At 63.3% G+C, this 10,784-nt stretch carries 10 protein-coding genes; 3 read left to right on the top strand and 7 right to left on the bottom strand.

Annotated elements, in window-relative coordinates; all coding sequences use genetic code 11:
• Positions 1–172 precede the first annotated feature (172 nt).
• The 6 genes from ACK4OE_RS06665 to ACK4OE_RS06640 form a co-directional block, all read right to left on the bottom strand.
• The gene (locus ACK4OE_RS06665; protein ID WP_409883884.1) at positions 173–1,906 is read right to left on the bottom strand and encodes an ABC transporter substrate-binding protein; all 1,734 of its coding nucleotides are present in this window, start codon (positions 1,904–1,906) and stop codon (positions 173–175) included.
• A gap of 187 nt (positions 1,907–2,093) precedes the next feature.
• Positions 2,094–2,402, bottom strand: a complete 309-nt coding sequence (locus ACK4OE_RS06660; RefSeq protein ID WP_409883883.1) for a DUF2160 domain-containing protein — start codon at positions 2,400–2,402, stop codon at positions 2,094–2,096.
• A gap of 12 nt (positions 2,403–2,414) precedes the next feature.
• Positions 2,415–3,227 (bottom strand): carbohydrate ABC transporter permease, encoded by an 813-nt coding sequence (locus tag ACK4OE_RS06655; protein WP_409883882.1) that lies wholly within the window; start codon positions 3,225–3,227, stop codon positions 2,415–2,417.
• Positions 3,220–4,119, bottom strand: coding sequence for a carbohydrate ABC transporter permease (locus tag ACK4OE_RS06650; protein ID WP_409883881.1), 900 nt, complete (start codon positions 4,117–4,119; stop codon positions 3,220–3,222). The genes ACK4OE_RS06655 and ACK4OE_RS06650 overlap by 8 nt, the downstream gene beginning before the upstream one ends.
• Entirely contained in the window at positions 4,116–5,192 is a 1,077-nt protein-coding gene (locus tag ACK4OE_RS06645) for an ABC transporter ATP-binding protein (RefSeq protein ID WP_409883879.1), read from the bottom strand. Before ACK4OE_RS06645 ends, ACK4OE_RS06650 begins: the two co-directional genes overlap by 4 nt.
• Before the next feature lies 1 nt (position 5,193).
• Positions 5,194–6,297, bottom strand: a complete 1,104-nt coding sequence (locus ACK4OE_RS06640) for an ABC transporter ATP-binding protein (protein WP_409883878.1) — start codon at positions 6,295–6,297, stop codon at positions 5,194–5,196.
• Positions 6,298–6,485: 188 nt separating this feature from the next.
• Here ACK4OE_RS06640 and ACK4OE_RS06635 point away from each other — a divergent pair, with 188 nt between their 5' ends.
• The 3 genes from ACK4OE_RS06635 to proC all read left to right on the top strand — a co-directional run bounded on the left by ACK4OE_RS06635 (position 6,486) and on the right by proC (position 9,804).
• Positions 6,486–7,250 (top strand): DeoR/GlpR family DNA-binding transcription regulator, encoded by a 765-nt coding sequence (locus ACK4OE_RS06635; protein WP_409883877.1) that lies wholly within the window; start codon positions 6,486–6,488, stop codon positions 7,248–7,250.
• 18 nt (positions 7,251–7,268) lie between these two features.
• Positions 7,269–8,762, top strand: a complete 1,494-nt coding sequence (glpK, locus tag ACK4OE_RS06630; protein ID WP_409883876.1) for a glycerol kinase GlpK — start codon at positions 7,269–7,271, stop codon at positions 8,760–8,762.
• Between the two features lie 196 nt (positions 8,763–8,958).
• Complete coding sequence (gene proC / locus ACK4OE_RS06625) at positions 8,959–9,804, top strand: pyrroline-5-carboxylate reductase (RefSeq protein ID WP_409883875.1); 846 nt, start codon at positions 8,959–8,961, stop codon at positions 9,802–9,804.
• Between the two features lie 58 nt (positions 9,805–9,862).
• On the opposite strand, the gene ubiA is transcribed toward proC, so the two are convergent.
• Positions 9,863–10,750, bottom strand: a complete 888-nt coding sequence (gene ubiA / locus ACK4OE_RS06620; RefSeq protein ID WP_409883874.1) for a 4-hydroxybenzoate octaprenyltransferase — start codon at positions 10,748–10,750, stop codon at positions 9,863–9,865.
• Positions 10,751–10,784: the final 34 nt, after the last annotated feature.

The raw sequence follows: 10,784 nt of genomic DNA, 5'->3' as shown, positions 1-10,784 counted from the left end.
CTAGGGGCGTCCCACCCACTTACGGGTGACCCGTTGATTTGAGGACAGTTCCGGTTTGAAATCCGCGGCGGGCCTACATAGCCCGCGGCGGACGGGAGCAAAAAAGGCAGCCAGAGACCTTGTGGGTCCGGGCTGCCAAAAGAACTGTCACAACGCAACAGTCAGAGAGTCATCAACGTGCCTTGCCGTCTTTCCAGGCTTGCAGCAGCTTGTCGTAGGCAATGGTTTCACCCTTTGGCTTTTCGTTGGCCAGCTTCTTCCAGGGGGCTTGTTTGTCGCTCAGCCACTTGCTGGGGTCTTCCTTCTTGTTGAGCTTGGGCGCGCAGTGGGCCATGCCAGCACGCTCCAGCCGGGACATCACTTGGTCCATTTCGTCAGCGAGCGTATCCATGGCGCCCTGGGGCGTCTTTTCACCCGTCACGGCCTGGGCCACGTTCTTCCACCACAACTGCGCCAGCTTCGGATAGTCAGGCACGTTGGTACCGGTGGGCGACCATGCCACGCGGGCAGGGCTGCGGTAGAACTCGACAAGGCCACCCAGCTTGGGCGCGGCATCGGTCATGGCCTTGGACTGGATGTCGCTCTCGCGGATCGGCGTCAAGCCCACCAGCGTCTTCTTCAGCGACGTGGTCTTGGCCGTCACGAACTGGGCATAAAGCCAGGCCGCTGCCGTCTTGTTGGCGTCGTGGTCCTTGAAGAAAGTCCAGCTGCCCACGTCCTGGTAGCCGTTTTGCATGCCCTGCTTCCAGTACGGGCCATTGGGGCCAGGGGCCATGCGCCACTTGGGCGTGCCGTCGGCGTTCACCACAGGCAGGCCGGGCTTGGTCATGTCGGCGGTGAAGGCGGTGTACCAAAAAATCTGCTGCGCGATCTGGCCCTGGGCAGGCACGGGGCCCGCTTCGCCGAAGGTCATGCCCGTGGCTTCCTTGGGCGCGTACTTCTTCATCCAGTCCACGTACTTGGTCAGCGCGTACACGGCTGCGGGCGAGTTCGTCGCGCCGCCGCGGGCCACCGAGGCGCCCACGGGCGTGCACTTGTCGTTGGCGACGCGGATGCCCCATTCGTCAATCGGCAAGCCGTTGGGCGCGCCGATGTCGGCCGTGCCGGCCATGGACAGCCAGGCATCGGTAAAGCGCCAGCCCAGCGAGGGGTCCTTCTTGCCGTAGTCCATGTGGCCATAGATGGCTTTGCCATCTATGGTCTTCACGTCGTTGGTGAAGAACTCGGCGATGTCTTCGTACGCGCTCCAGTTCAGTGGAACACCCAGGTCGTAGCCGTACTTGGCCTTGAACTTGTCCTTGATGTCCTTGCGGTCGAACAGGTCAGCACGGAACCAGTACAGGTTGGCGAACTGCTGGTCGGGCAACTGGTACATCTTGCCGTCGGGCGCCGTGGTGAACTTGGTGCCGATGTAGTCCTTGATGTCGATACCGGGGTTGGTCCATTCCTTGCCGTTGCCCGTCATGTAGTCGGTCAGGTTCAGAACCTTGCCGTAGCGATAGTGCGTGCCGATCAGGTCCGAATCCGAGATCCAGCCGTCATAGATGGACTTGCCGGACTGCATGGAAGTCTGCAGCTTCTCGACCACGTCGCCTTCCTGGATCAGGTCGTGCTTGACCTTGATGCCGGTGATTTCCTCGAACGCCTTGGCAAGCGTCTTGGACTCGTATTCGTGGGTGGTGATGGTCTCGGACACCACCGAGATTTCCTTCACGCCCTTGGCCTGCAGCTTTTTGGCTGCGTCGATGAACCACTTCATCTCGGCCATCTGCTGGTCTTTGCTCAGCGTGGACGGCTGAAACTCATTGTCGATCCACTTCTTGGCATCGGCCTCGCCCGCCCATGCGGCCTGCCCCAGAGCCAGGGTTGCGGCGGCGAAAGCGATCGCCGTGAACTGCATCTTCATTGTTGTCTCCTCAGATGGAACCCCCTTGGTGGATGAACACCGGCCCGGGGGGAAATCGGACCGGCGCTTGTCATCATCAAAAACAGTAGCTGCCAGCGCTTGTCACAGCTCTGTTTCAGATAGATTTCGTATTGAATCCTCTATTCCTCAAGCGCTAGCAGCTATCTTTTTGATACTGTCTGACGCCTCAGCCCTTGCGCATGATCAGCGCCAGCAGTGCCATCGACAGCACAAAGCTGATCCAGATCGTCGGGTCGGCCTCCAGACTGAACCACTGGGCCAGCTTTCCACTGATGCCCACAAAAATCAGGTTCACATAGGCCGCTGACAGCAGCCCGATAAACAGACGGTCGCCGCGCGTGGTCGCAAGGGGCAGAAAACCCTTGCGCATCACGGTGGGCGACTTGATCTCCCACACGGTCATGCCGATCAGCATCAGCACGATGCAAATGAAGAACACCGCTACGGGCAGCGTCCAGGCCATCCAGTCAAACATTTCGCAGCCTCCTCAAACCCGACCCATCGCAAAGCCTTTTGCGATGTAGTGGCGAACAAACCAGATCACGATGGCGCCCGGGACGATGGTCAGCACGCCAGCCGCGGCCAGCGTCGCCCAGTCCATGCCGGATGCGCTCACGGTGCGCGTCATCGTCGCGACGATGGGTTTGGCGTTCACGCTGGTCAGCGTGCGGGCCAGCAGCAGTTCCACCCAGCTGAACATGAAGCAGAAGAACGCGGCCACGCCCACACCCGCTTTGATGAGCGGCAGAAAGATCGTGATGAAAAAGCGCGGAAAGCTGTAGCCATCGATGTAGGCGGTTTCGTCGATTTCGCGCGGGATGCCGCTCATGAAGCCTTCCAGAATCCACACCGCCAGCGGCACGCTGAACAGCAGATGCGCCAGGGCCACGGCAATGTGCGTGTCCATCAGACCCACCGTGGTGTAAAGCTGGAAGAACGGCAGCAGGAACACGGCGGGCGGCGTCATGCGGTTGGTCAGCAGCCAGAAGAACACGTGCTTGTCGCCCAGGAAGCTGTAGCGCGAGAACGCATAGGCCGCTGGCAGGGCCACGGTGAGCGTAATCACCATGTTGATGCTGACGTAGATCAGGCTGTTGATGTAGCCCGAATACCAGGACTCATCGGTAAAGATGGTCTTGTAGTTGTCCCACGTGAAGTTCTGCGGGAAGAACGAGAACGTGGACAGAATCTCCGCGTTGGTCTTGAAGCTCATGTTGATCATCCAGTAGATGGGCAACACAGCAAAGATCAGGTAAGCGACGAGGAAGATCGACCGCTTGTGGAAGCGTTTTTCATTCATGGCCGGCCCCTTCTTTGTTGCTGGCGGTGCCCACGCGCTGCATCCAGTTGTAGAGGATGAAACACAGCAGCAGGATGATGAAGAAATAGATCAGCGAGAAAGCCGCAGCGGGCCCCAGGTCGAACTGGCCCACCGCCTTGGTGGTGAGGTACTGGCTGAGGAACGTGGTCGCATTGCCCGGCCCGCCGCCCGTCAGCACAAAGGGCTCGGTGTAGATCATGAAACTGTCCATGAAGCGCAGCAGCACCGCAATCATCAGCACGCCGCGCATCTTGGGCAGCTGGATGTAGCGAAACACCGCGAACTTGCTGGCCCCGTCAATACGGGCAGCCTGGTAATACGCATCAGGAATGGAGCGCAGCCCGGCAAACGCCAGCAGCGCGACCAGCGGCGTCCAGTGCCACACGTCCATCAGCAGCACCGTGAGCCACGCCTGCGTGGCATTGCCGGTGTAGCTGTATTCGATGCCCGCCTCCTGCAGCAGGCGGCCCATCAGACCAATATCGGCCCGGCCATAGATCTGCCAGATGGTGCCCACCACGTTCCATGGAATCAGCAGCGACAGCGCCACCACCACCAGCACCGCGGACGACTTCCAGCCGTGCGCGGGCATGGACAGCGCCAGCAGGATGCCCAGTGGAATCTCCACCGCCAGCACCGCCAGCGAGAAAGTGATCTGCCGCAACAAGGCGGCGTGCAGCTCTTCGTCGCGCATCATGGCCGCAAACCATTCGGTGCCCACAAACACCCGCCGCTCGGGCGAAATGATGTCTTGCACCGAATAATTGACCACGGTCATCAGCGGCAGAATGGCCGAGAAGGCCACGCAGATGATGACCGGAAGGATCAGGAACCAGGCCTTCTGGTTCACCGGTTTGGTTGTAGTGCTCACGCCAAGAGCTCCTCGTTTTGATAGAAGCAGGTGTGCTCGCCAAGCACCTGCAGCCACACTGAATCACCCGCCGACGGCAGACGCGTTTCGGGGCTGAAGCGGGCCTTGAGCGTGTGCTCACCCACCTTGGCAGTCAGCATCAGATAGGTGCCGATGTCCTGCACCTGCACCACCGCGCATTGCAAAGCGCCTGCCTGGGCAGGCTGGGCCAGCGCCAAGTATTCGGGCCGTATGCCCACCTGCAGCAATCCACCTGGCAAGCCATGCTCCGCCGGGAGCACCATGCGATGCCCGACCACCGACAGCGTGCCGCCGTCACACTGGGCGGGCAGAAAGTTCATGCCGGGTGAGCCGATGAAATGGCCCACAAACACGTGCGCAGGGCGCTCGAACAACGCATCGGCCGACCCCACCTGCACGGCGCGGCCGCGCGTCATCACCACCACCTGGTCGGCAAAGGTCAGCGCCTCTACCTGGTCGTGCGTCACGTAAATCAGCGTGAGTTTGAGTTCGTGGTGAATCTGCTTGAGCTTGCGGCGCAGCTGCCATTTGAGATGCGGGTCGATCACCGTGAGCGGCTCGTCAAACAGCACCGCCGCCACGTCTGGCCGCACCAGGCCACGGCCCAGCGATATCTTCTGTTTCTGGTCGGCCGACAGACCCGCAGCGCGCATGTCGAGCTGGTGGCTCATCTCCAGCATTTCGGCAATCACGCCCACCCGCTGCTTGATCTGGGGTTCGGGCACCTTGCGGTTCTTCAGTGGGAACGCCAGGTTCTCGGCCACCGTCATGGTGTCGTAGATGACCGGGAACTGGAACACCTGCGCGATGTTGCGCTCTTGCGGGCTGGCGCGCGTCACGTCGCGGCCATCAAACAGCACCTTGCCGTGCGATGGCACCAGCAGGCCCGACATGATGTTGAGCATGGTGGTCTTGCCACAGCCCGATGGGCCCAGCAGCGCATAGGCGCCACCGTCCTCAAACTCCATCTTCAAAGGCAGCAGCGCATAGTCGCTGTCCTGCTGCGGGTTCGGCTTGTACGAATGCGCGAGATCCAGACTGATACGGGCCATCTCAGCGTCCTCCTTGTGCGGTGAGATGTTGTCGCGCGGGCGCCCACACCAACTGGCCAGCCGCGCCAAACACATAGGCGTGCGACGGGTCCAGATGCAGCGTGATGGGCGTGCCCAGTTCAAAGTAATGGACACCGGTAAGTTGCGCCACCAGATCGCCCCAGGCGGTGGATGCGTGCACGAAGGTGTCGGAGCCCGAAATTTCGGCCAGCTCTACCGTGCCGCTCACACTCACATCACCCGGGCGCGCATGCACCCTGAGCGCACTGGCGCGCACGCCCACAGTCAGCGCACCCGCAACGGCTGCTCCCTGCGGCAGCGGGATCGCCAATGGCACGCCACCTTGCAGCTGCACGCCTGGCACGCCCTGAGTGGCCGCAGTGGCGGGGATCAGGTTCATCGGCGGGTCGCTAAAGGCGCGCGCCACGCGCAGCGAGTTGGGCGCGTGGAACACCTCGGCAGTCGGGCCGTATTGCAGCAACTGACCTTCGTCAAGCACGGCCGTGTAGCCACCCAGCAGCAGGGCCTCCCCCGGCTCGGTGGTGGCGTACACCACGGTGGACTGGCCTGCCGCAAACAGCTGGGTCAGCTCTTCGCGCAGCTCTTCACGCAGTTTGTAGTCCAGGTTCACCAAGGGTTCGTCCAGCAGCATCAGCGGTGCGCCCTTGGCCAGGGCACGCCCCAAGGCCACGCGCTGCTGCTGGCCACCCGACAGCTCCGCCGGATAGCGGTCCAGGAACATGTCGATGTGCAGGCGGCGGGCAATCTCGAGCACCCGGGCGTCGATGTTCTTTTCGCCGCGCAGCTTCAAGGGCGACGCAATGTTGGCCGCCACCTTCATGGAGGGGTAGTTGATGAACTGCTGGTACACCATCGCCACATTGCGATCACGCACGGGCATACCGGTGACATCCACACCGTCGACCTTCACCGTGCCTGACGTCGGGGTGTCCAGCCCGGCCATGATGCGCATCAGGCTGGTCTTGCCCGCCTGGGTGGCGCCCAGCAGAACCGTGACGGCGTTGCTGTGCAGCGTCAGACTCATGTCATGGAGCCAAGTCTGCGGTCCTACCTTTTTGCTGATGCTGTCCAGTGCCAGCTGCATCACGCAACCTTTCTAATGGGCCACCAAGGGCCTTGTGGAGCTGGCGCTTTGCTGCACACACAGCAACGCACCTCGTTTCGATTTCGTTCATTTTTGTTCTTTTTTGATCATATTGAATCAAGGTTTACCCTTAACGGGTTCCTTTTTGTTCGATTTAAAGTATCAACACCCACAGCCAATTAATACGCGTGAATACGAATCCTCGACAACTGCTGCTGCTGGAAGAAGTCCGCGCACGCAAATCCGCCACCGTGGAGCAACTGGCCGACACCCTGGGCGTGACACTGCAGACCGTGCGCCGCGACGTGCAGCGGCTGGCAGAGTCGGGCCTGCTCACGCGGTTTCATGGCGGTGTCCGCGTGCCCATCTCCACGGTGGAAAACCTGGCCCACACCCAGCGCGAGACGCTCAACGCCGAGGGCAAGGCGCGCATTGCACGCGCCGTGGCCGAGCAGGTACCCAACGACTGCTCGCTGATCCTGAACATCGGCACCACCACCGAGGCCATCGCCAAAGCCCTGCTCCACCACCGCGGCCTGCGCGTGATCACCAACAACCTGAACGTGGCCGCCATCCTGAGCGGCAACCCCGAGTGCGAGGTCATCGTGGCCGGCGGCGTGGTGCGCGCCCGCGACCGGGGCATCGTGGGCGAGGCGGCCGTGGATTTCATCCGCCAGTTCCGCGTGGACATTGCGCTCATCGGCATCTCAGGCATCGAGCCCGATGGCTCGCTGCGCGACTTTGACTACCGCGAGGTGAAGGTGGCCCAGACCATCATTGCGCAAGCCCGCGAGATCTGGCTGGCTGCCGACCAGAGCAAGTTCAACCGCCCGGCGATGGTGCAACTGGCCACGCTCCAGCAAATCGACCGCCTGTTCACCGATGCGCCGCCGCCGGAGCCGTTTCCGGCCTTGTTGCAAGACGCCGAAGTCGTTTGCACTGTCGCCGCTTGATCACCCGACATTTTCACCATGACCTACCTGCTCGCACTCGACCAAGGCACCTCCAGCTCCCGCAGCATCGTTTTTGACGAAAGCGGCCACATCGTGGCGCAGGCGCAGCTGGAGCTGCCGCAGATCTACCCCCAGCCCGGCTGGGTGGAACATGACCCGCTGGAGATCTGGCGCACCCAGCTGGCCACAGCCCGCGATGCGCTGACCAAGGCGGGCATCGCCGCCAGCGCCGTGCGCGCCGTGGGCATCACCAACCAGCGCGAGACCACCGTGCTGTGGAACCGCAAGACGGGCCAGCCCGTGCACCACGCCATCGTGTGGCAAGACCGCCGGGCGGAGCCCGCCTGCGCCCAGCTGCGAAGCGAAGGCCACGCAGCCACCATCCAGGCCAAGACGGGCTTGCTGGTGGACGCCTACTTCTCGGGCACCAAGCTGCAGTGGCTGCTGGACCATGTGCCCGGCGCGCGGGACGCGGCCGAGCGCGGCGAGCTGGCGTTTGGCACGGTGGACAGCTGGCTGATGTGGAAACTCACCCACGGCCAGGTGCATGTGACGGACGTGAGCAACGCCTCGCGCACCATGCTGTTCAATGTGCACACCAACCAGTGGGACGACGAGTTGCTGGCGCTGCTGCGCATACCCAAGGCGCTGATGCCTGAAGTGCTGCCGTCCAGCGCGCATTTTTGCGACATCGCGGCCGACCTGCTGGGCCACAGCATCCGCGTCGGCGGCGTGGCGGGTGACCAGCAAAGCGCGCTGTTTGGCCAGGCCTGCTTTACGGCGGGCATGGCCAAGAACACCTATGGCACGGGCTGCTTCATGCTGATGCACACGGGCGGCACGTTCCAGACCTCGCAAAACGGCCTGCTGACCACCAGCGCAGCGCAGGCCACGGCGCAACCAGAATTTGCCATGGAAGGCAGCGTCTTTGTCGGCGGCGCCGTGGTGCAGTGGCTGCGCGACGGCCTGCGCGCCATCTCCACCAGCAGCGAGGTGGAGTCGCTGGCGCAAAGCGTGCCGGACTCGGGCGGCGTGATGATGGTGCCCGCCTTCACCGGCCTGGGCGCCCCGTACTGGAAACCCGACTCGCGCGGCACCATCACGGGCCTCACACGCGGCACCACGCTGGGCCACATTGCGCGCGCGGCGCTGGAGAGCATTGCCTACCAGAGCGCCGCCCTGCTGCTGGCTATGAGCCGCGACGCCGTGGCCGCTGGCGGCGCACCCGTGAGCGAGCTGCGCGTGGACGGCGGCGCCTGCATCAACGACCTGCTGATGCAGTTCCAGGCCGACCTGCTGGGCATTCCGGTGGTGCGGCCTGCTGTCATTGAGACGACCGCGCTGGGCGCAGCCTACCTGGCGGGGTTGTCGAGCGGTGTGTATGGCAGCACCGACGAACTCTCGAAACTGTGGCGCGCCGACCGCCGTTTTGTGCCCACCCTCAGCAACGCGCGTGCGCAGGAGCTGATGGCGAACTGGGAACACGCGGTGCGGCAAACTGTTGCAGAGTAGCCCCCCTGAGTCGCCTTCGGCGCCTTCCCCCCGCTCTCGCATCGCTGCGCGTTGCGGGCGGGGGGACGCTCCCAGCGCGGCGGGGCGGCCCTTGCGCGGGAGCACTGGCATGGGCCGCGCCAGTTGCGCAGGCCATTTGGACAATCACAGGTCTCCGGCGCTACCATGGCGCCTCCCTTTCTCGCCTGACCGTAGCATGACCTCCTCCGCTTCCGCCGCAGCAAATTCCCAACTCCCCACCATCGCCTTCATCGGCGGCGGCAACATGGCCAGCGCCATCATTGGAGGGCTGATCCAGCAGGGCCACCCTGCCAGCCAGATCGAGGTGGTCGAGCCTTGGGCCGAGGCCCGCGCGGCGCTGCGCAAGAACTATGGGATCGACGCCCAGCCCGAAGCGGGCCTTGCCCTGCAGCGCGCACGCATCGTGGTGTGGGCCGTCAAGCCCCAGACCTTCAAGGACGCTGCCGTCCAGGCCAAGTCACACACGGCAGAGGCCCTGCACCTGAGCGTGGCCGCGGGCATCCGGTCGGACAGCATCGTCCAGTGGCTGGGCAGCGAGCGCATCGTGCGCACCATGCCCAACACTCCCGCGCTGGTGGGCAAAGGCATGAGCGCGCTGTACGCCCGCCCCGCCGTGGGCGCAGCCGAACGCGCACAGGTCGAAGCCATCATGGCGTCCACCGGCCAGTTCCTGTGGGTCGATACGGAAAAGCAGCTCGACGCCGTTACCGCGCTGTCGGGCTCGGGCCCGGCCTATGTCTTTTACTTCCTCGAAGCCATGACGCGTGCGGGTACCGCCATGGGTCTGACCGAGCAGCAGGCCCACCAACTGGCCATAGGCACGTTTGTGGGCGCGTCAGAGCTGGCGCGCCGCTCCGACGAGACGCCCGCCGTGCTGCGCCAGCGCGTCACATCCAAGGGCGGCACCACGTATGCAGCGCTGCAGTCCATGGAGACCGCAGGCGTGGCCGCCAGTTTTGAGGCCGCCATGCGCGCCGCCGAACACCGCGCCCACGAACTGGGCGATGAATTCGGCGCATGAGCCTATATTTTTAAGTGTTTTTGGCCTCTAGCGCTTGCCTATCAAGCGCTAGCAGCTATCAATTAGTGAGTAATTGAAGCAGCAGGTAGCTGCCCGCAATGCCCGCAAACACCGTGGCACCCAGCCAGTGGTTGACGCGGAACGCCACAAAACAGCCCTCGCGCGTGCGGGTGCGGATGAGCGTGAAGTGCCAAAGCACCTGGGCCAGGGCTGCGGCTAGCGCTATATAAAAAATAGCACCCGGCGCATACCCATCAAGCGCCAGACCCCAAATAGACAAGAAAAGCAGATAAAACGCCACGATGGCGGCCACGTCAAATCGGCCCAGCGTGATGGCCGAGGTCTTGATGCCGATCTTGAGATCGTCGTCGCGGTCGACCATGGCGTATTCGGTGTCGTACGCCAACACCCAGAACAGGTTACCGAGCCACATCCACCACGCCACGGCGGGCACGCTGCCCTGTACGGCTGCAAAGGCGATGACGATGCCAAAGTTGAACGCAATGCCCAGCACTGCCTGTGGCATGGAGATCACCCGCTTGGAAAACGGGTAGGCAATAGCCACCAGCACAGCGGGCACCGACCAGGCGATGGCGGCTGTATTGGTAGTGAGCACCAACCCAAACGCCAGCAACGCCAGCACGGCGCCCAGCCCCAGGGCCTCCTTGACGGACACGGCGCCGGTCGTGACCGGGCGCTGCGCGGTGCGTTTGACGTGCTTGTCAAAGTCGCGGTCGGCCACGTCGTTCACGCAGCAACCTGCGCTGCGCATCAAAAACGTGCCCAGCACAAACACCACCAGCAAGTGCCAGCCCGGAAACCCGTCGGACGCTATCCACAGCGCAGAGAGCGTGGGCCACAGGCACACCAGCCAGCCCGCGGGGCGGTTCCAGCGGATGAGGTCCAGGTACAGGGCGAAGCGGCTGGGCGGGGAAACGGGGGGCATGACAGGCGAACAGGAAAGGTAGGCGGCGGAGGCC

The sequence above is a fragment of the Acidovorax sp. genome, assembly GCF_046314175.1.
In the GTDB taxonomy this organism is placed as follows: domain Bacteria; phylum Pseudomonadota; class Gammaproteobacteria; order Burkholderiales; family Burkholderiaceae_C; genus Acidovorax.
The sequence above is the reverse complement of the archived record's forward strand: the minus strand, read 5'-3'. Positions and strand labels throughout refer to the sequence as shown.

Excerpts from the sequence above, each read along its gene's own strand:
- ACK4OE_RS06665 (WP_409883884.1), bottom strand. The coding sequence starts at position 1,906 with ATGAAGATGCAGTTCACGGCGATCGCTTTCGCCGCCGCAACCCTGGCT.
- ACK4OE_RS06660 (WP_409883883.1), bottom strand. The coding sequence starts at position 2,402 with ATGTTTGACTGGATGGCCTGGACGCTGCCCGTAGCGGTGTTCTTCATT.
- ACK4OE_RS06655 (WP_409883882.1), bottom strand. The coding sequence starts at position 3,227 with ATGAATGAAAAACGCTTCCACAAGCGGTCGATCTTCCTCGTCGCTTAC.
- ACK4OE_RS06645 (WP_409883879.1), bottom strand. The coding sequence starts at position 5,192 with ATGGCCCGTATCAGTCTGGATCTCGCGCATTCGTACAAGCCGAACCCG.
- ACK4OE_RS06640 (WP_409883878.1), bottom strand. The coding sequence starts at position 6,297 with ATGCAGCTGGCACTGGACAGCATCAGCAAAAAGGTAGGACCGCAGACT.
- glpK (WP_409883876.1), top strand. The coding sequence starts at position 7,269 with ATGACCTACCTGCTCGCACTCGACCAAGGCACCTCCAGCTCCCGCAGC.
- proC (WP_409883875.1), top strand. The coding sequence starts at position 8,959 with ATGACCTCCTCCGCTTCCGCCGCAGCAAATTCCCAACTCCCCACCATC.
- ubiA (WP_409883874.1), bottom strand. The coding sequence starts at position 10,750 with ATGCCCCCCGTTTCCCCGCCCAGCCGCTTCGCCCTGTACCTGGACCTC.